Below are 17,433 nucleotides of genomic sequence, written 5' to 3'. Positions count from 1 at the left end.
CTAAAGCGCGCCCACCATCCCTGTGACTCTTACCCCGGTAGGGTATCCAGCACCCCCGCATTCAGCACCACATCACACACCCTAACCCTCAAGCGACTACCCCGACCCTCTTGTCAGACTCAGGCCCCCAGCACGTCAGCCCCATTTCCCACTAATCACCTCTCCCCCAATGAACCCTGCTACACCTCACCAAACCAACCGACCCCACCTCTGCAACCTCCCCCCACCCTAAGCCTATCCCCGACCAATCCAGTAAACATTACCCCACCCCAAACCCTGTCCCACCCCCCACCTCCAGCGCTAGGGTTAACCCCGCAGCCCAAGGAACAGGCTGCCAGAAATGACCAACCCTAGGAGTCTTCATCATGCGTAAAAACCTGCTCACCGCGCTGCTGCTCCCACTCGTCGCCAGCCTTTCGTTCACCGTAAACGCAGCACCCTCCAATACCACGACAATGGTCGAACCCATGGCGATGGTCGCCCAGGCAAGCCAGCAAGCCACCCCGCTGGTTGACCTCAACAGCGCAGATGCCCTGACCCTCCAGAAAGAACTCAACGGCATCGGCAAAACCAAGGCCGAGGCAATCGTCGCCTACCGCGAAGCCCACGGCCCCTTCGCATCAGTCGATGAATTGCTCGAGATAAAAGGCATCGGCAATGCGCTGCTGGAACGCAATCGCGACAAGCTGAAAGTGCAATAAGCACAGAGGGGCGGGCCTATCGACAGGCCCGCTCATTGAAAGGGCGTTGACCGCACTCAGCGGTCTTGAGCATCCCGGGCATCAGCCTCGGCATTGCGTTCATGGACCTTGCGCAACTGCTCGTCAGTCAACGGCAGCTTCTTGGCCGTGTCGCGCAGCATCATCAAACCGCCGACGATCGAGCCAATGGCAACGATGAGTATCAGCCAGGCATACCAAGGCATTTTCCTTCTCCTGTTGCGAGTGTAAGCGGCTTGCTTACCTTTTTGAGCCAGGCGCCGCTTCGTTGGTTCAATGGTACAGCGCCTCATCCCGGCCCAGCACCCAACGCCCACATCCTGGCTCACCGTCCGACCAATTCCTCGGCCAGCGGCCCCCCAGCCTGCGTCACATCGTTTACAATGCGCGCCGTTTCCGACTTGCCAAGAGACCCTGCCATGCCCGCTTGCCAGACGCCCCTGATCGTCGCCCTGGACTTCCCCACCCGCGAAGCCGCCCTGAAGCTGGCTGACCAGCTGGACCCTGCGCTGTGCCGCGTCAAAGTGGGCAAGGAGCTGTTCACCAGCAGCGCGTCGGGCATTGTCGAAACCCTGTGCGACAAAGGCTTCGAAGTGTTCCTGGACCTGAAATTCCACGACATCCCCAACACCACGGCCATGGCCGTCAAGGCCGCTGCCGAGATGGGCGTGTGGATGGTGAACGTGCATTGCTCCGGCGGCTTGCGCATGATGGCGGCTTGCCGTGAAGAACTGGCCAAACGGAGCGGCCCGCAACCCCTGTTGATCGGTGTGACCGTGCTGACCAGCATGGAGCGCGAAGACCTGGCCGGTATCGGCCTGAATGTAGACCCGCAAGAGCAGGTGCTGCGCCTGGCGGCGCTGGCCGAGAAGGCCGGCATGGACGGGCTGGTATGCTCGGCGCTGGAAGCCCCTGCGCTGAAGGCTGCGCACCCAGGCCTGCAGCTGGTCACCCCGGGCATCCGCCCAGCAGGCAGCGCCCAGGATGATCAGCGTCGCATCCTCACGCCACGCCAGGCCCTGGATGCTGGCTCGGACTACCTGGTAATCGGCCGCCCCATCAGCCAGGCCGCCGACCCAGCCCAGGCCTTGGCAGCGGTGGTGACCGAGATTCGCGGCTGAGTCTGAACTGCACGCCTGTCAGGCTCCGGTATTGAATCGGAACCTGATAGGCGTGCGTCTAGTGCGTCATTACACCTTCAACACCAGCTTGCCAAAGTTCTGCCCGTTGAACAGTTTCAACAGGGTGTCTGGGAAGGTTTCCAGGCCGTCCACCACGTCTTCCTTGCTCTTGACCTGCCCATTGGCCAGCCAGCCGGCCATTTCTTTGGCCGCTTTGCCGTAATCCTTGGCGTGGTCCATCACCACGAACCCTTCCATGCGCGCACGGTTGACCAGCAGCGCCAGGTAGTTGGCCGGGCCTTTGACCGCTTCCTTGTTGTTGTACTGGCTGATCGCGCCACAGATCACGATGCGCGCCTTGAAGTTGATGCGCGTCAGCACCGCATCCAGGATCTCGCCCCCAACGTTGTCAAAGTAAACGTCCACACCTTTCGGGCATTCGCGCTTAAGGCCCGCCTGTACGTCCTCGGCCTTGTAGTCGATGACGCCGTCAAAGCCCAGTTCATCTTTCAGGTACTGGCATTTCTCGGCACCGCCAGCGATACCCACGACGCGGCAGCCCTTGATCTTGGCAATCTGCCCGGCAATGCTGCCCACCGCCCCCGCGGCGCCTGAGATCACCACGGTGTCGCCGGCTTTGGGCTGGCCCACTTCCAGCAAGGCAAAGTACGCCGTCATGCCGGTCATGCCCAGGGCCGACAGGTAGCGGGGCAGGGGGGCAAGGCTCGGGTCGATTTTCTGCAGGTTCTGGGGCTCGCCGGTGAAGTAGTCCTGCACACCCAATGCGCCGTTCACATGGTCGCCAGGCTTGAAGTCCGGGTGGTTGGACGCAACCACTTCACCCACGCCCAGGGCGCGCATCACCTGCCCCAAGGCAACCGGCGGGATGTAGGACTTGCCCTCGTTCATCCAGCCGCGCATGGCCGGGTCAAGAGAAAGGTACAGGTTGCGCACCAGCACCTGCCCTTCACCGGGTTGTTCGGCAGGCACGGTCTCGAACTTGAAATCTTCACGCGTTACCGCCCCAACCGGGCGTTTGACGAGCAGGAAGCGGCGATTGGTCTGGGTCATGACGGGTCCTTGAAGAATAGAATAGGCACAAGAGGATAAATCTACCTTGTTGATGAAAGCAGGTCCTCAACATCACTGACAAGCATGGTCCTATAAATGTCCATGTGATGATGCTGCCGGCCTTACCAGCGGCTGGCTATGCTCGTGTGCCTCACAGGCCCTGACAGGAGCGCGGCATGAGCATGAGTTTATCGGGCCAGGTAGCACTGGTCACCGGGGGCGGGGCAGGCATCGGCCGGGCAACGGCGCTGGCCTTTGCCTGCGAGGGCCTGAAGGTGGTGGTCGCCGACCTCGATGCAGTGGGTGGCGAGGCCACGGTCGGGCAGATTCGGGCCGCTGGCGGCGAGGCGTTGTTCATCGCTTGCGATGTGACCTGTGACGACCAGGTCCGCCAACTGCACGAGCACCTGATCGCCGCCTATGGCCGCCTGGACTATGCCTTCAACAATGCGGGTATCGAGATCGAGCAGGGCAAGCTGGCCGACGGCAGCGAGGCGCAGTTCGACGCCATCATGGGCGTCAACGTCAAGGGTGTGTGGCTGTGCATGAAATATCAGCTGCCGCTGCTGCTGGCCCAGGGCGGCGCTATCGTCAATACCGCCTCGGTGGCGGGGTTGGGCGCGGCGCCTAAGATGAGCATCTACAGCGCGTCCAAGCATGCCGTGATCGGGTTGACCAAGTCGGCCGCCATCGAATATGCCCGCAAAGGCATCAGGGTCAATGCCGTGTGCCCGGCCGTGATCGATACGGACATGTTCCGCCGGGCCTATGAAGCCGACCCCCGCAAAGCCGAATTCGCGGCCGCCATGCACCCGGTAGGACGCATCGGCACCGTGGCCGAAATCGCCAGCGCGGTGTTGTACCTGTGCAGCGATGGTGCGGCGTTTACCACTGGGCATTGCCTGACGGTGGATGGAGGGGCTACGGCGATTTGAATGGGTGAGGCTGTGGTGGATGAAGCCCAAAGGCTGTCAGGGTCTGAGCACTCGTTCTGAACAGGCATTATCACGCTGACATCCTGGGGCCGCTGCGCGGCCCATCGCGGCACAAGGACCGCTCCCACAAAAGCGAAATTTACAGGCCACCGAGCCCCGTGTGCGGCCTGGCGCCGCGCTGGACGCACTCATGCAATTACCCAATCTACCAGCCCCCGCGTCCCCCCCGGGTGGGAGCGGCCTTGCCGGGGCGCCGGACCGGCCGCGATGGGCCGCGCAGCGGCCCCAAGTTCTCCGCCCCGAGCCGCAAATCTTGATCCCCTCACGCACCTCCAGCCTGCCACCGTCATCCCCCTCCACCCACCACCGTCGTTGCCAGACAACATCCCGCGACCCAACCCTCCCTTTCGCACGTAAGACGACTCCTACAAACCCATTACCGACACCCTCATAGCTATTTGACACTATTCTGACGTCAGGCCCTGTTCAGGGGTTGGCAACGTTGCCACCCTTGGCTATCGGGATAACCTGACACCCACAAGGGGAATCGGCATGGGCGCGAGCAAGCACGGTGTGTTGGCCAACCTGGGCATGGCCCGCAAACTCGCGCTGGGTTTCACCCTGGTGTTGCTGCTGACCCTGGCGGTGGCTGGCATCGGCATCGCGGCGTTGCACAGTGTCGGGCAGCGCTTTGACAGCCTGCGCGAGCTGGCGCAGTTCAACACCGACCTGTTGCGCTTGCGCCAGCACGAACAGGCATTCGCACTGCGCTCCGACATCAAACAAGCCGAAGCCTTGCGCGCCGGCTTGCAAGGGTTGCTCGAACGCGCCCGTGCACTGCCGGCCCTGGCCGCAGCCGAACCCGAGCTGGCCGCCTATGGCCAGGCATTCGAAGCATTCGTCGGCGCAGTACAGGCCAAGGAACTGGCGCTCGACACCGCCAGCTGGTCGGTCTCAAGCGTTGCCAACAACCTCGACGTGCTGCAGTCCGGCCTGGCGGATGACGGGGTGTATACCCTCAAGCAATCGCAAGGCCAGCAGGGCGGTGAGTTCCTGGAACAGGCCGCGCAGGTGGCGCAGGTCTCGCGGTTGATGCTCCAGGCCATGGATGAAGCCCGGGTACGCCTTGAGAAAAGCCGCAAGGGCGAAGACGATGTCAGCCAGGCGCGCATCGCGCAAACGGTCGAGGCTGCCAGCCTGGTGGGCCAGTTGCAGGCGGCGGTCACCGACAGTGGCTATCAGAGCGTACTCAACGAGGTAGCGGGGCACATTGGCAGCTTCTCCGAAAAACTCAATGAATACACCGACCAACTGGCCAGCGAACAAGGGCTCAAGGCACAGTTGCAGGCCTCGGCCGAGCACGTCACCAGCCGCGTCGATCAGGCCTACCTCAGTGAAGAGCACGTGCTGCAAGGTGACCTGCAGCGCAACACGGTGGCCATCGCCATCGCCACCGCGCTGGCCTTGCTGGTGGGCGTACTGGCCGCCTGGCTGATCACCCGCGCCGTGGTCGGCCCGCTCAAGCACGTGATTGCCCGTGCACAGCGCATTGCCGACGGCGAACTGGCCTTCGAACCCGTCGCCCCGCGCCGCGATGAAGTAGGACAACTGACGCAGGCCATGCAGCAGATGGCCGCAGGCCTGTCAGGCATCGTCAGCGGTTTGCAACAAGGCATCGAGCAATTGGCCGGCAACGCCCAGGCGCTGTCGGCCGTGACCGAGCAGACCAACCGCGAAGTCGGCAGCCAGAAGGAAGAGACCGAGCAAGTGGCCACGGCGATGCAACAGATGACGGCCACCGTGCACGATGTGGCGCGCAATGCCGAGGAAGCCGCGCAAGCGGCGCAGGCTGCGGACGAAAAGGTCGATTCGGGCCAGCATGTGGTGCGCCAGAGCATGCAGCGCATCGAGCAGTTGGCCGCCGCGGCCGAAACCGCCAGCGCGGGCATCGAGAGCCTAAGCTCAGAGATCCATACCATTGGCGATGTGCTCGAGGTCATCAAGAGCGTGGCCGAGCAAACCAACCTGCTGGCCCTCAACGCGGCCATCGAAGCGGCCCGTGCCGGCGAGCAGGGACGCGGCTTTGCGGTAGTGGCCGATGAGGTGCGTGCACTGGCCAGGCGCACGCGCCAGTCCACCGAGCAGATCGAAACCCTGGTGGCCAGCCTGCGCGGCAATGCGCAGCAGTCCGTCGCGCAGATTCGCGGCAGCACCGAGCTGGTGCGCCTGGCCGTGACCGATGCCCTGCACACCGAAAGCGCACTGGGCAGTATTGCCGCCGCAGTGTCGTTGATTCAGCAGATGAACCAGCAAATCGCTGCCGCCGCCGAACAGCAAAGCTCGGTCGCTGAAGAAATCAGCCGCAGCGTCACCCAGATTCGTGGCAGCGCCGACCAGGCCGCACTGGCCATGCAGGACAGCGCCCGGTCCAGCGTCGAGCTGGCGCAGTTGGGCACCGACCTCAAGGGCATGGTCGGCCATTTCAGGCTGTGATCGGGCCAGCCTGGCAGGGCGCCGCCAGCGCGGCGCCTGCCATCGGCGGTTGTCTTACGCTTTGCGTGGGTTGAGGATCAGCAGGGCCAGTACACCGGCCACAATGCCCCAGAAGGCCGAACCGATTGAGAACAGCGTCAGCCCCGAGGCCGTGACCATGAAAGTGATGACGGCCGCTTCACGCTCGCGTGCTTCACTCATGGCTACCGTCAGGCCATTCATGATCGAACCAAACAGGGCCAGGGCCGCGATCGACAGCACCAGTTCCTTGGGCAAGGCCGCGAACAACGCCGCCAGCGTCGCCCCGAACACGCCGGCAACTCCGTAGAACACGCCGCACCATACGGCCGCGGTGTAGCGCTTGCTTGGGTCTTCGTGGGCATGCGGCCCGGTGCAGATGGCCGCGCTGATGGCAGCCAGATTCACCCCGTGCGAGCCAAACGGGGCCAGCAGCAACGAAGCCAGGCCGGTGGCTGAAATCAATGGAGAGGCCGGTACCTGGTAGCCGTCAGCCCGCAGCACGGCAATGCCCGGCATGTTCTGCGAGGTCATTGCCACCACAAACAGCGGAATGCCGATGCTGATGGTGGCTGCCAGCGAAAAGTGCGGCGTGGTCCACACCGGCGTTGCCATTTCCAGCGCGAAGCCACTGAAGTCCAGCAGCCCCAGGGCGCCGGACAGGGCCGTGCCCACCAGCAGCGCGGCCAGTACGCAGTAGCGCGGTGACAGGCGCTTGACCAGCAGATAGCTGAAGAACATGCCCAGCACCAGCAAGGTACGGTGCTGGGCGGCGACGAAGATCTCGCTGCCGATCTTGAACAGAATGCCGGCCAGCAGCGCCGATGCCAGCGAGGCAGGAATACGCTTGACCAGGCGCTCGAAGCTGCCGGTCAGCCCACAGACCAGCACCAGCGCTGCACAGGTGATGTAGGCGCCGATGGCCTCCCCGTAGCTCACCCCGCCAAGGCTCGTGATCAGCAGCGCCGCGCCGGGCGTGGACCAGGCCACCGTCACGGGCGTGCGGTAGCGCAGGGACAGGCCGATGCTGCAGACCGCCATGCCGATCGACAGCGCCCAGATCCACGAGGATATCTGCGCAGTGGTCAGGCCAGCCGCTTGCCCGGCCTGAAACATCAGCACCAGCGAGGAGGTGTAGCCGGTGAGCATGGCGATGAAGCCTGCGACCACCGCCGAGGGCGAGGTATCTGCCAGGGGGCGAAGGCGAGCGGAGGTGGCATCGGTCATGAAAAAATCCTTGTAAGGGTATACGCCGTGGTTTTCAGACTAACGCCAGGCGAGGTGACAGCAGCGATACAGCGATCATTGCTTTTAACCATACAGTCGTTAACTATCAGGCGCTCTGGTATGACGGCATTGCAGGGGTAGGGGTGATGTACAAGGTTTACGGCGATTATCAATCGGGTAACTGCTACAAGGTCAAGTTGATGCTCAGCCTGTTGGGGCGGCCTTATGAGTGGCACCCGGTGGACATCCTCAAGGGCGAGACCGAGACGCCCGAGTTCCTGGCCATGAACCCCAACGGCAAGGTGCCGGTGTTGCAGCTCGAGGACGGCAGTTACCTGTGGGAATCCAATGCCATCCTCAACTACCTGGCCGACGGCAGCGAGTTCCTGCCCGCCGAGCCGCGCCTGCGCACCCAGGTGCTGCAGTGGCAGTTCTTCGAGCAATACAGCCATGAGCCGTATATCGCCGTGGCCCGCTTCATTCAGTTCTACCTGGGGCTACCGGATGATCGCGTCGAGGAGTACCGCAAGTTGCACAAGGGCGGCTACAAGGCGCTGCGTGTGATGGAGCGGCAGTTGCTGGTGACCCCGTATCTGGTGGGTGACCAGTATTCCATCGCCGATGTGGCGTTGTATGCCTACACCCATGTGGCGCAGCAAGGCGGTTTCGACCTGACGGATTACCCGGCCGTGCGCGCCTGGCTGGAGCGGGTGAGCAGCCATCCGCGGCATGTGCCGATGGTGGGGTGAGCCACGAGGTCCGGGAGCGGCCTTGCCGGGGCGCCGGACCGGCCGCGATGGGGCGCGTAGCGGCCCCCGGCAATATGAGTTGCGGAGCTGAAATCCTGGGGCTGCTGCGCAGCCCATCGCGGCACGAGGCCGCTCCTACACGATCTCGCTCAGTGACTCAATGCTTACCAAACCGCTCATCCAGGTAAGCAATGATGGCCTTGGACTCATACATCCAGGTCACCTTGCCCGCTTCCTCGATGCGCAGGCATGGCACTTTGATCCGGCCACCGCCTTGCTCCAGGGCCTGGCGGTGCACAGGGTCGTTCTTGGCGTCGCGCAACGCCACCGGCACGTTCAGGCGGTGCAAGGTACGGCGGGTCTTGACGCAGAATGGGCAGGCATGGAACTGGTAGAGCGCCAGGCCCTTGGCCGCCTCGTCCACGCCGGCCTGGGCTGCTGAGTCGCGCTTGCGCTTGGCCGGGCGGCTGACCCAGTCGCCGAATACGATAAGCTGGCCGAGGCCAACCCGCAGGGCTTTGACGATCATCTACAAACTCCTGAAATGAAAAAGGCCGACCGGCAGGGGTCGGCCTGGGTGACGCAGCCGGTTACTTGATCAGGCTGAGGAACTCGCTGCGGGTGGCCGCGTTGGCGCGGAACTCACCCAGCATCACCGACGTGATCATGCTCGAATTCTGTTTCTCCACACCGCGCATCATCATGCACATGTGCTTGGCCTCGATGACCACGGCAACGCCGGCGGCACCGGTGACCTGCTGTACGGCATCGGCGATCTGGCGGCTGAGGTTTTCCTGGATCTGCAGGCGACGGGCGTACATGTCGACGATACGCGCCACTTTCGACAGGCCCAGCACCTTGCCCTTGGGCAGGTAGGCCACGTGGGCCTTGCCGATGAAGGGCAGCATGTGATGCTCGCACATCGAATACAGCTCGATGTCCCGGACCAGCACCATTTCGCTGTTGTCGGAACTGAACAACGCGTTGTTGGTCACTTCTTCCAGTGTTTGCTCATAACCGCGGCAAAGATACTTCATCGCCTTTGCAGCCCGCTTGGGCGTGTCGAGCAGGCCCTCACGGGAGACGTCCTCGCCAATCTGGCTGAGGATCTCGGTGTAGTTCTGTTCCAGGGACATGGATCTACCTGTGGGAAAAATCGCAAAAACGAAGGTTACGGCGGCAAGGGCGGCGCTGCAAGCGCGGCGTTACTCGTCGCGGCCTTCGAGCATGGTTCGCTTGAGCATCACATAGACGGCGCCGGTGCCCCCGTGGCGGGCACTGCAGGAGGCAAAGCCGAGCACTTGCGGGTGCTGGCGCAGCCAGGTGTTGACGTGGCTCTTGATCATGGGGCGCTTGCCATCCAGGCGTGCCGCTTTGCCGTGGGTGACCCGCACGCAGCGTACTTCCAGGCGGGTCGCTTCGGCGATGAAATCCCAAAGTGTCTCGCGCGCCTTTTCCACGGTCATGCCGTGCAGGTCAAGGCTGCCTTCGAACGGTATCTGCCCAAGCTTGAGCTTGCGCAGCTGGGTTTCCTGAACGCCGTCCCGGCGCCACATCAATTCGTCTTCGGCGCCCACGTCGATGACGAACTGGTCGGACATGCCATCGATGACCAACGCCTTGTCGCTGGACACGGTCGCCGACTGGCGCAGGCCGGCCAGCTTCTGGCGGTCGGTCTTGGGCTTGCCGACCTCGGCACGGTCGTGCGTGATCGGCTTGACGCCGCGCACTTCGGCCTTGAACAGGGAAAAATCGTCGTCTTGCATGATGCCTCCACGTGGGCGGCGTAGTTTACGCGAGTGCGCGGCGGTGTGCAGCCATGGTGGTCAGGTGGAGTGGGCAGGCTGGCGATGGGCGACCCCAGGCAATAAGGTGCAATCCTGTCCACCTGTAGGAGCGGCCCCGTGCCGCGATGGGGCGCGCAGCGGCCCCAGGGTTTCAGCGTAGCAGCCTAGATCGCCGGGGCCGCTGCGCGCCCCATCGCGGCCGGTCCGGCGTCCCGGCGAGGCCGCTCCTACAGGGGGCAGCACAGTTTGCAGGAACCTCACTCATGCTTTTTCATCAAGTGAGGCGACATGTTCAGCTCCCGAGCCCGGCGCAGGCGGATGCGGCTCAGGCGCCAGAAGCGTACGCCAAGCCACAGCATCAACAGCCCCACCACCGTCAAGGTGGCGGCAAGCGGCTTGTTGGCGTTGAGTTCGGCCAGGGCAGGGTAGTTGCCCAACAGCCCGGCCACGCCAGCCATGGCCAGCAACACACCGAGGGTGGCCAGCAGCGCGGACAGCGCAGCACCCAGGCGTGCGCCCCAGCTGCGCGGTTGGCGCGGGCGCAGGCGCTTGGCGTCGATACTGCCTTTGAGCTTCATCCTGCTCTCCTGTAGGGGTGTGAGCCCTTCGACCCACAATCACACCTCCGGTTCCTGCCTGCCGCCACCCACGTGATCGGGTCAGATCAGGCTGGCCGTCGGCGCCACGCACGCGAAGTTGTCGGCCATCACGGCCATTTCACACCGGTGAATCTGCGCCGCTGGAATCACTTGGTCGTTAAAAGCCAGGTCACGGGTGGCCGACGCATCTTCCACCAGGGTGCACCGGTAACCATAGTCCTTGGCACGGCGCACGGTGGTGCTGACGCTGGAGTGGCTCATGAAGCCGCAGACGATCAGGTCGAGATGGCCGAGTGCCTGCAACGTCTCGTGCAGTTTGGTGTTCTTGAAGGCATTGGGCATGCGTTTTTCGATCACGGTCTCGCCTTCCAGCGGTTCGAGCCCCGGAATGAACTGACCCGCAGGGCCCTGGGGGTCGAAGCGCCCGCCAACGGTGCCCAGATGGCGAACATGGATGATCGGACGGCCGCTCTTGCGCGCGGCATCGAGCAACCTGGCGATGTTGGCCACGGCCTCATCCATGCCCGACAGCGCCAGGGGCCCGGTGAGGTACTCCTTCTGCGCATCAATGATGATCAGGCTGGCTTGGCTCAGCTTGGCCGGCGGGTAATCGCGGCCAGTGAGGCGGAACATCGTGGTTGGAACGGACATCAAGGGCTCCTTGGTATAGGGCTTTTGTGCGCCTATTCTCCTCTGCCTTGGCGACAATGGGAATGGTTGACAACGCAAGTGGCGTGGTTGCTGGCTTGTGGCTACCGTACAGGCGATTGCAGGGAACAAATCCGGGGCCTGGGCTGTTAGACTTTCGGCCAGTCTGAATTAGGAGTTTCCCGTGATCACATCCCGTCTGCGCACGCTGCGCGACTATATCCGTTGGGCGGTCAGCCGCTTCCATGAGCACGACCTGTTCTTCGGCCATGGTGCCGACAACGCCTGGGATGAAGCCCGGTTGCTGGTGCTGGGGGCGGTCCACCTGCCGTTCGAGGTGGCCGACAGCTACCTGGACTGCATGCTCGAGGATGCCGAGCGCGTACAGCTGCAGCACTTGCTCAAGCGCCGCATCGAAGAACGGGTACCCACCGCCTACCTGCTGGGCGAGGCCTGGTTCTGTGGCATGTCGTTCATCGTCGATGAGCGCGTGCTGGTGCCGCGCTCTCCCATTGGCGAGCTGCTGGAAAAGCGCCTAGAGCCGTGGCTGGGCGCTGAGCCAGGCCGCATTCTGGACCTGTGCACCGGCTCCGGCTGCATCGGGATCGTCGCCGCCGACGTCTTCCCGCAGGCCGAGGTGGTGCTGGCCGACCTGTCGTTCGAAGCGCTCGAAGTGGCCAACCAGAACATCGAGCGCCATGGCCTCGATGGCCGGGTGTACACCGTGCAGGGCGACGGTTTCGAAGGGCTGCCGGGCCAGCGCTTCGACCTGATCCTGTCCAACCCGCCGTACGTGGACGCCGAAGACTTCGACGACATGCCGGCCGAATACCACCACGAACCGGAGCTGGGCTTGGCTTGCGGTGCTGATGGTCTGGACCTGGTACGGCGCATGCTGGCCGATGCGGCCGACCACCTGACCGAAAAGGGCTTGCTGATCGTGGAGGTGGGCAACAGCCAGGTTCATGTCGAGGCGCTGTACCCGGAAGTCGATTTCGCCTGGCTCGAATTCGAGCGCGGCGGGCATGGGGTATTCATGCTCACCGCCGAGCAGTGCCGTCAGCATCAGGCGTTGTTCAAAGGCCGCGTCTGAGGGCGCGTGGGCGCAACGGGTGTCAGGCGCCCGTTTCGCCCAACCCGTTTTCAAAACACCTGGGGCCCATGAAACGCCAGGCCCAGGGTTTCAACGCGTGGCGATCCAGATCAGTAGCCCGGCTTGAAACAGTGCAAAGGCCACCAGGCAGGTGATGGTGAACCGCAAGCCGCTGTCTTCGCGCTGGTACTTGGCCACACGCTCATCACGCTCGCGCAAGCGGGCCTCGCCTTCCTGCAACTGCTGGTCTGCCTGCTGCAACAACTGCGCGGCATCGAGAAGGCCCAGGCGCTGCACGCGCTCGCTGTTCCAGCCTACCTCCAGCTGGTCTACCCGGGTCTCGGCCGTTCGGCCCTTGAGCACCTGCCCGTCTTCGTACTGCACCTCAAGGCCTACCCCGCGCAGGCACTGGTCCCGGCGCAGGCGCGAGTCCTCCTCCAGCGCATCCTTGCTCGGCAGCGCGAAGGCCTCTACACGGTAATTCGGCCATTTGCGCTGCAGCCACTGGGCGGCCTGGGCCAGCAGGAAGCGGCCCAGGCCGCGATTGACCGGCTCCAGTTGCAGGCCATGCTCATCCCCAAGGCGCACGCACCGCGTCTGGTGATCTACGCGTATGTCCACCTGGTTATGGCCCTTGTGCACTTTCTGGCCGGGCAACGCAATCTGCATGCGCAGCAGGCTGTGGGCCGGGTCATGGCGCTCGGCATAGCCGAACTGTACGAAACGCAGGGGTCGGGCGCCGGTTACGCGGTCGCCAGGCAGCGGCGCCAGGCGCAGCAACTGGTGATGCTCGACGGCCAGGTCCGCCCAGGGCAGGGCGGGGGTGTGTTGGGGCTCTTCAGCCGGCTCTGTGGCAGCAGGTGGTGTGGTCATCAGGGCATGTCCTTGGCTATGCACGCTGTATCGGCCGCCGCTGCGCAGACCTGAGCCCGTCGATCAGCCCGGTGGCAACTGGCGAATGAACGTGACGATCTGCTCGCCCAGCTCCCGTGCCAATGGCAACTGCGGGTTCTGGTAGCTCTCGCGCTGTTCGCTCATGTCCTTGGGGCTGATGCGCAGCATGTGGTTCATGCCCTCGATCAGCACCAGGTGGGCATCGGGTTTGGCGTCCTTGAGCTTCTGCGCATCCGCCACGTCCACCTGTACATCGTTGCGCCCCTGCACGATCAGCGCCGGCATGGGCAGCCGCGCAAACGCGGCTGCCGGGTCCTGACGGAACAAGGTGATCAGGTAGGGCTGCACGCTGGGGCGAAACACCTGGCGCAGCGGTGCGGGTACGTCCAGGCTGGTCTGGCCGGCTTCCAGGCGGTCAAGCAGGGCACTGCCACGGGCCAGCTGCGCAGGCGGCAGGCGCTCGGCAAGCTGCTCGCGCACCACTTCGGCCATGGGCCTGCCGCTGCCAGCCAGGCTGACCACCGCACTGGCCCCAGCCTGCTCGGCGGCCAGGCTGGCGATCAGCGCACCTTCGCTGTGGCCGATCAGGATCAACGAGCCGAAGCGGGGGTCGGCCTTGAGCTTATGGCCCCAGGCCACCACGTCGGCGACATAACGCTCCACGCTCAGGTCGCGTTCATCGGGCGTAGCCGGTTGGCTGGCGGCCACGCCGCGCTTGTCGTAGCGCACGCTGGCGATATTCGCATTGGCCAGCAGCAAGGCCAGGCGCTTCAAGTTGTCCACGCGCCCGCCAGCCGGGTTGTTGCCGTCGCGGTCAGTGGGCCCGGAGCCTGCGATGATCAGCACCACCGGCGGCGGGGTGTCCTGCTGGGGTAACAACAGGCTGCCGTGCAATACGCCCTGACCGGTGTCCAGGTCGATGGGGCGGTGCAGGACGGTGGGGGTGGCGGCATGGCAAAGGCTGGTCAACAGCAGGCAAAGCAGGGCAATGAAACGCGGCATCGTGCGCAACTACACAGGGGGAGATAGCACTTTGACCTACAGTGGCCGAGGAAGGTTCTAGGGCCAGGCCCAAGGCCCCGCATCGCCCGGAACGACGCGCTCGCCAACCGGCCCGCACACGCGGGCAATCCACCTGTATACTGCCGCTTTCGTTCACTTCAGGCAGATCTCGCGGAGCGTCCATGTCCGGCAATACCTACGGCAAGCTGTTCACTGTCACCACCGCTGGCGAAAGCCATGGCCCGGCGTTGGTCGCCATTGTCGATGGGTGCCCGCCAGGCCTTGAGATCTCCCTTGCCGACCTGCAGCGCGACCTGGACCGGCGCAAGCCCGGCACCAGCCGCCACACCACCCAGCGCCAGGAACCCGATGAGGTGGAAATCCTCTCAGGCGTGTTCGAAGGGCGCACCACCGGTTGCTCCATTGGCCTGCTGATCCGCAACACCGACCAGAAGTCCAAGGACTACTCGGCCATCAAGGACCTGTTCCGCCCGGCCCACGCCGACTACACCTATCACCACAAATACGGCACCCGCGACTACCGTGGAGGCGGGCGTAGTTCGGCCCGCGAAACCGCCATGCGCGTGGCCGCCGGCGCCATCGCCAAGAAGTACCTGGCCACCCAGGGCATCACCGTGCGCGGCTACATGAGCCAGCTGGGCCCGATCCAGATCCCTTTCAAGACCTGGGAGTCGGTTGAGCAGAACGCTTTCTTCAGCCCCGACCCGAGCAAGGTGCCGGAGCTTGAGGCGTACATGGATCAGCTGCGCCGGGATCAGGATTCGGTCGGCGCCAAGATCACCGTGGTGGCCGAAGGCGTCATGCCGGGCCTGGGCGAGCCGATTTTTGATCGTCTGGACGCCGAGCTGGCCCATGCGCTGATGAGCATCAATGCCGTGAAAGGCGTGGAAATCGGTGCAGGCTTTGCCAGCGTTGCGCAGCGCGGCACCGAGCACCGCGACGAGATGACCCCGCAGGGTTTTCTCAGTAACAACGCAGGCGGCATTCTGGGTGGTATCTCTTCGGGCCAGCCGATCGTTGCCCACCTGGCATTGAAGCCTACCTCGAGCATCACCGTGCCGGGCCGCTCGGTGGACGTTGACGGCAACCCGGTGGACGTCATCACCAAAGGCCGGCATGACCCCTGTGTAGGCATTCGCGCCACCCCGATCGCCGAGGCGATGATGGCCATCGCGCTGATGGATCACCTGTTGCGCCACCGTGCCCAGAACGCCGAGGTGAAGGTGAACACGCCGGTGCTGGGCCAGCTCTGACCCATCTGGGCCTGTTTTCTCGCGGCGGTAGCTCGCGCAGCTGAGTCACCGCCGACAGGCCCTGCTTCCCAAGGCAACCCCATGCAGCCGATACCCTACTGGCGATTGTCCAGTTTCTACCTGTTCTATTTCGCCTTGCTGGGGTCCACGGCGCCGTTCCTGGCGCTGTACTTCGACCACCTGGGCTTTGCGCCCGCGCGCATCGGCGAACTGGTGGCCATTCCCATGCTGATGCGCTGCATAGCGCCTAACCTGTGGGGCTGGCTGGGGGACCGGACCGGGCAGCGCCTGCTGATCGTGCGGCTTGGGGCGTTGTGCACGCTGGCCACCTTCAGCCTGATCTTCTTCGGCAAGAGCTACGCCTGGCTGGCGATGGTCATGGCCTTGCATGCGTTCTTCTGGCACGCGGTGCTGCCGCAGTTCGAGGTGATTACGCTGGCGCACCTGCATGGCCAGACGTCGCGCTACAGCCAGGTCCGGCTGTGGGGGTCGATTGGGTTCATCCTCACCGTGGTGGGGCTTGGGCGCCTGCTCGAATGGCTGAGCCTGGACATCTATCCCGTGGCCCTGGTCCTGATCATGGCCGGTATCGTGGCCGCCAGCCTCTGGGTACCCAATGCCCAGCCCGTCGAGCACGGTGAGCGACACGGGGCCGGGGGTTTTCTCAAGCAGCTGCGCGCCCCTGGAGTCCTGGCGTTCTACGTCTGTGTGGCGCTGATGCAATTGAGCCATGGGCCGTACTACACCTTCCTCACCCTGCACCTGGAGCACCTGGGTTACAGCCGAACGGCCATTGGCCTGCTGTGGGCGCTCGGGGTGGTGGCGGAAGTGGTGATGTTCATGCTCATGAGCCGCCTGTTCGCACGGTTCAGCGTCCGCCGGGTGCTGCTCGCAAGCTTCGTGCTGGCCGCCGTGCGCTGGCTGTTGCTGGGCAATCTGGCAGCGCAGCCGGACGTACTGGTGGGCGCGCAGTTGCTGCATGCGGCCACTTTCGGCTGCTTTCACGCGGCCAGCATCGCCTTCGTGCAGAGCAGTTTCGGCGCCAGGCAGCAGGGGCAGGGCCAGGCCCTGTACGCTGCGCTGTCGGGTACCGGTGGTGCCCTGGGCGCGTTGTACGCCGGCTATAGCTGGAACATGCTCGGCCCCGGGCTCACCTTTGGTATGGCCAGCGTCGCAGCACTGGCGGCAGCCGTTATCATGGCCTTTCATTCGCAACCCAACAGGACCTTACGATGAGCATCCTCTGCGTATTCGACCCTTCCACCCCGCAGTTGCCCAACAAGGTGCTGACCCATGCCGAAGACATCACGGCAGCACTGGCCGAGCATGGGGTGTCGCTCATGCAGGCCGAGCACGGGCTGCGGGTGCGTCCGGGCACCTTGCACGATGAGATGATGGATGCCTGCCAGGCCCATCTCGATCACATGATGACCACCCACGGTTGCCGGGCCCATGGGGTGATCAACCGTGACGGGGTCGAGGATCAAGGCCCGGACCTGCGCGATGAGCATGTGCTTGATACCGACGAAGTGATCGCCGTGGTGAGCGGACGCGTGCAGGTTGGCCTGCGCCTGGGAGCTGAGGTGTATTCGGTGATGTGCGAGAAGGGCGACCAGTTACGCGTGCCTGCGGGGACGCGGCGCTGGCTTGAGCTGGGGGAGGCGCCGTTTTGCCTGGCGTTCAGGCTGTTTGCAACTGAAGCGGGCAGTCAGCTGACATTTACCGGCGACGCGAGCGCACGGGCGTTTTTGGGGATAGACGAGTTGTGACCTTGCGCCCGAGGCATCTAATGCCCCTGTAGGA

At 64.0% G+C, this 17,433-nt stretch carries 19 protein-coding genes and 1 pseudogene; 10 read left to right on the top strand and 10 right to left on the bottom strand.

Annotated features, from left to right (window positions below; all coding sequences use genetic code 11):
- Positions 1-365: 365 nt before the first annotated feature.
- A complete protein-coding gene (locus ACF8E5_RS14385) occupies positions 366-701 on the top strand; it encodes a helix-hairpin-helix domain-containing protein (RefSeq protein WP_058639934.1) in 336 nt (111 codons plus the stop codon).
- 56 nt (positions 702-757) lie between these two features.
- Here ACF8E5_RS14385 and ACF8E5_RS14380 read toward each other — a convergent pair whose 3' ends face one another.
- On the bottom strand, positions 758-925 hold the full coding sequence (locus ACF8E5_RS14380; protein ID WP_023535343.1) for a DUF2897 family protein: 168 nt from the start codon (positions 923-925) through the stop codon (positions 758-760).
- Positions 926-1,138: 213 nt separating this feature from the next.
- On the opposite strand from ACF8E5_RS14380, the gene pyrF reads away from it, so the two are divergent.
- The gene (gene pyrF / locus ACF8E5_RS14375; protein ID WP_145255098.1) at positions 1,139-1,840 is read left to right on the top strand and encodes an orotidine-5'-phosphate decarboxylase; all 702 of its coding nucleotides are present in this window, start codon (positions 1,139-1,141) and stop codon (positions 1,838-1,840) included.
- Positions 1,841-1,909: 69 nt separating this feature from the next.
- Here pyrF and ACF8E5_RS14370 read toward each other — a convergent pair whose 3' ends face one another.
- Positions 1,910-2,911, bottom strand: a complete 1,002-nt coding sequence (locus ACF8E5_RS14370; RefSeq protein ID WP_058606117.1) for an NADP-dependent oxidoreductase — start codon at positions 2,909-2,911, stop codon at positions 1,910-1,912.
- Between the two features lie 176 nt (positions 2,912-3,087).
- On the opposite strand from ACF8E5_RS14370, the gene ACF8E5_RS14365 reads away from it, so the two are divergent.
- The 3 genes and pseudogenes from ACF8E5_RS14365 to ACF8E5_RS14355 all read left to right on the top strand — a co-directional run bounded on the left by ACF8E5_RS14365 (position 3,088) and on the right by ACF8E5_RS14355 (position 6,339).
- Positions 3,088-3,846 carry an SDR family oxidoreductase gene (locus ACF8E5_RS14365; protein ID WP_392475424.1) on the top strand — a complete coding sequence of 253 codons (759 nt, stop codon included), beginning with the start codon at positions 3,088-3,090 and terminating at the stop codon, positions 3,844-3,846.
- 552 nt (positions 3,847-4,398) lie between these two features.
- Positions 4,399-5,430 (top strand): annotated as a pseudogene (locus ACF8E5_RS14360) (methyl-accepting chemotaxis protein); the annotation flags it as partial.
- A 36-nt stretch (positions 5,431-5,466) separates the two neighbouring features.
- Positions 5,467-6,339: a methyl-accepting chemotaxis protein gene (locus tag ACF8E5_RS14355; RefSeq protein ID WP_392475425.1), complete on the top strand. Its 873-nt coding sequence runs from the start codon at positions 5,467-5,469 to the stop codon at positions 6,337-6,339.
- Positions 6,340-6,393: 54 nt separating this feature from the next.
- Here the strand turns inward: ACF8E5_RS14355 and ACF8E5_RS14350 are convergent, their stop codons facing one another.
- Positions 6,394-7,584 carry a benzoate/H(+) symporter BenE family transporter gene (locus ACF8E5_RS14350; RefSeq protein WP_100851084.1) on the bottom strand — a complete coding sequence of 397 codons (1,191 nt, stop codon included), beginning with the start codon at positions 7,582-7,584 and terminating at the stop codon, positions 6,394-6,396.
- A 146-nt stretch (positions 7,585-7,730) separates the two neighbouring features.
- On the opposite strand from ACF8E5_RS14350, the gene ACF8E5_RS14345 reads away from it, so the two are divergent.
- Positions 7,731-8,333: a glutathione S-transferase family protein gene (locus tag ACF8E5_RS14345; protein WP_144966031.1), complete on the top strand. Its 603-nt coding sequence runs from the start codon at positions 7,731-7,733 to the stop codon at positions 8,331-8,333.
- 157 nt (positions 8,334-8,490) lie between these two features.
- Here ACF8E5_RS14345 and ACF8E5_RS14340 read toward each other — a convergent pair whose 3' ends face one another.
- The 5 genes from ACF8E5_RS14340 to ACF8E5_RS14320 all read right to left on the bottom strand — a co-directional run bounded on the left by ACF8E5_RS14340 (position 8,491) and on the right by ACF8E5_RS14320 (position 11,370).
- On the bottom strand, positions 8,491-8,862 hold the full coding sequence (locus ACF8E5_RS14340; RefSeq protein ID WP_392475423.1) for a glutaredoxin family protein: 372 nt from the start codon (positions 8,860-8,862) through the stop codon (positions 8,491-8,493).
- Between the two features lie 61 nt (positions 8,863-8,923).
- Positions 8,924-9,469: a GTP cyclohydrolase I FolE gene (folE, locus tag ACF8E5_RS14335; protein WP_023535356.1), complete on the bottom strand. Its 546-nt coding sequence runs from the start codon at positions 9,467-9,469 to the stop codon at positions 8,924-8,926.
- A 69-nt stretch (positions 9,470-9,538) separates the two neighbouring features.
- Positions 9,539-10,099 (bottom strand): Smr/MutS family protein, encoded by a 561-nt coding sequence (locus ACF8E5_RS14330; RefSeq protein ID WP_058639717.1) that lies wholly within the window; start codon positions 10,097-10,099, stop codon positions 9,539-9,541.
- A 278-nt stretch (positions 10,100-10,377) separates the two neighbouring features.
- Positions 10,378-10,698: a hypothetical protein gene (locus tag ACF8E5_RS14325; protein ID WP_058606111.1), complete on the bottom strand. Its 321-nt coding sequence runs from the start codon at positions 10,696-10,698 to the stop codon at positions 10,378-10,380.
- A gap of 81 nt (positions 10,699-10,779) precedes the next feature.
- Positions 10,780-11,370 carry a cysteine hydrolase family protein gene (locus tag ACF8E5_RS14320; protein ID WP_058639718.1) on the bottom strand — a complete coding sequence of 197 codons (591 nt, stop codon included), beginning with the start codon at positions 11,368-11,370 and terminating at the stop codon, positions 10,780-10,782.
- Between the two features lie 181 nt (positions 11,371-11,551).
- Between ACF8E5_RS14320 and prmB the strand changes: the two genes are divergently transcribed.
- Entirely contained in the window at positions 11,552-12,460 is a 909-nt protein-coding gene (prmB, locus tag ACF8E5_RS14315; RefSeq protein ID WP_058606109.1) for a 50S ribosomal protein L3 N(5)-glutamine methyltransferase, read from the top strand.
- A 90-nt stretch (positions 12,461-12,550) separates the two neighbouring features.
- Here the strand turns inward: prmB and ACF8E5_RS14310 are convergent, their stop codons facing one another.
- Together ACF8E5_RS14310 and ACF8E5_RS14305 are read right to left on the bottom strand one after the other, a co-directional pair.
- Entirely contained in the window at positions 12,551-13,333 is a 783-nt protein-coding gene (locus ACF8E5_RS14310) for a hypothetical protein (RefSeq protein WP_392475422.1), read from the bottom strand.
- A gap of 63 nt (positions 13,334-13,396) precedes the next feature.
- Entirely contained in the window at positions 13,397-14,356 is a 960-nt protein-coding gene (locus ACF8E5_RS14305) for an alpha/beta hydrolase (RefSeq protein WP_392475421.1), read from the bottom strand.
- Positions 14,357-14,538: 182 nt separating this feature from the next.
- Here ACF8E5_RS14305 and aroC point away from each other — a divergent pair, with 182 nt between their 5' ends.
- From aroC to ACF8E5_RS14290, 3 genes are all read left to right on the top strand, one after another.
- Entirely contained in the window at positions 14,539-15,630 is a 1,092-nt protein-coding gene (gene aroC / locus ACF8E5_RS14300) for a chorismate synthase (protein WP_058639722.1), read from the top strand.
- Between the two features lie 81 nt (positions 15,631-15,711).
- Positions 15,712-16,866 carry an MFS transporter gene (locus tag ACF8E5_RS14295; RefSeq protein ID WP_392475420.1) on the top strand — a complete coding sequence of 385 codons (1,155 nt, stop codon included), beginning with the start codon at positions 15,712-15,714 and terminating at the stop codon, positions 16,864-16,866.
- Complete coding sequence (locus tag ACF8E5_RS14290) at positions 16,863-17,399, top strand: oxidase (RefSeq protein WP_392475419.1); 537 nt, start codon at positions 16,863-16,865, stop codon at positions 17,397-17,399. Before ACF8E5_RS14295 ends, ACF8E5_RS14290 begins: the two co-directional genes overlap by 4 nt.
- Positions 17,400-17,433: the final 34 nt, after the last annotated feature.

Origin of the sequence: Pseudomonas sp. WSY_20 (assembly GCF_043104335.1) — a bacterium.
Classification (GTDB): Bacteria; Pseudomonadota; Gammaproteobacteria; order Pseudomonadales; family Pseudomonadaceae; genus Aquipseudomonas; species Aquipseudomonas parafulva_B.
Note: the sequence above shows the minus strand (reverse complement) of the source record. Positions and strands in the feature narration are given on the sequence as shown.

Bases quoted from the DNA above. Each gene is read 5' to 3' on its own strand.
- pyrF (WP_145255098.1), top strand. From the start codon at position 1,139: ATGCCCGCTTGCCAGACGCCCCTGATCGTCGCCCTGGACTTCCCCACC.
- ACF8E5_RS14380 (WP_023535343.1), bottom strand. From the start codon at position 925: ATGCCTTGGTATGCCTGGCTGATACTCATCGTTGCCATTGGCTCGATC.
- folE (WP_023535356.1), bottom strand. From the start codon at position 9,469: ATGTCCCTGGAACAGAACTACACCGAGATCCTCAGCCAGATTGGCGAG.
- ACF8E5_RS14320 (WP_058639718.1), bottom strand. From the start codon at position 11,370: ATGTCCGTTCCAACCACGATGTTCCGCCTCACTGGCCGCGATTACCCG.
- ACF8E5_RS14355 (WP_392475425.1), top strand. From the start codon at position 5,467: ATGCAGCAGATGGCCGCAGGCCTGTCAGGCATCGTCAGCGGTTTGCAA.
- aroC (WP_058639722.1), top strand. From the start codon at position 14,539: ATGTCCGGCAATACCTACGGCAAGCTGTTCACTGTCACCACCGCTGGC.
- ACF8E5_RS14370 (WP_058606117.1), bottom strand. From the start codon at position 2,911: ATGACCCAGACCAATCGCCGCTTCCTGCTCGTCAAACGCCCGGTTGGG.
- ACF8E5_RS14325 (WP_058606111.1), bottom strand. From the start codon at position 10,698: ATGAAGCTCAAAGGCAGTATCGACGCCAAGCGCCTGCGCCCGCGCCAA.
- ACF8E5_RS14310 (WP_392475422.1), bottom strand. From the start codon at position 13,333: ATGACCACACCACCTGCTGCCACAGAGCCGGCTGAAGAGCCCCAACAC.
- ACF8E5_RS14305 (WP_392475421.1), bottom strand. From the start codon at position 14,356: ATGCCGCGTTTCATTGCCCTGCTTTGCCTGCTGTTGACCAGCCTTTGC.
- ACF8E5_RS14350 (WP_100851084.1), bottom strand. From the start codon at position 7,584: ATGACCGATGCCACCTCCGCTCGCCTTCGCCCCCTGGCAGATACCTCG.
- ACF8E5_RS14295 (WP_392475420.1), top strand. From the start codon at position 15,712: ATGCAGCCGATACCCTACTGGCGATTGTCCAGTTTCTACCTGTTCTAT.
- ACF8E5_RS14345 (WP_144966031.1), top strand. From the start codon at position 7,731: ATGTACAAGGTTTACGGCGATTATCAATCGGGTAACTGCTACAAGGTC.
- ACF8E5_RS14330 (WP_058639717.1), bottom strand. From the start codon at position 10,099: ATGCAAGACGACGATTTTTCCCTGTTCAAGGCCGAAGTGCGCGGCGTC.
- ACF8E5_RS14340 (WP_392475423.1), bottom strand. From the start codon at position 8,862: ATGATCGTCAAAGCCCTGCGGGTTGGCCTCGGCCAGCTTATCGTATTC.
- ACF8E5_RS14385 (WP_058639934.1), top strand. From the start codon at position 366: ATGCGTAAAAACCTGCTCACCGCGCTGCTGCTCCCACTCGTCGCCAGC.
- ACF8E5_RS14290 (WP_392475419.1), top strand. From the start codon at position 16,863: ATGAGCATCCTCTGCGTATTCGACCCTTCCACCCCGCAGTTGCCCAAC.
- ACF8E5_RS14365 (WP_392475424.1), top strand. From the start codon at position 3,088: ATGAGCATGAGTTTATCGGGCCAGGTAGCACTGGTCACCGGGGGCGGG.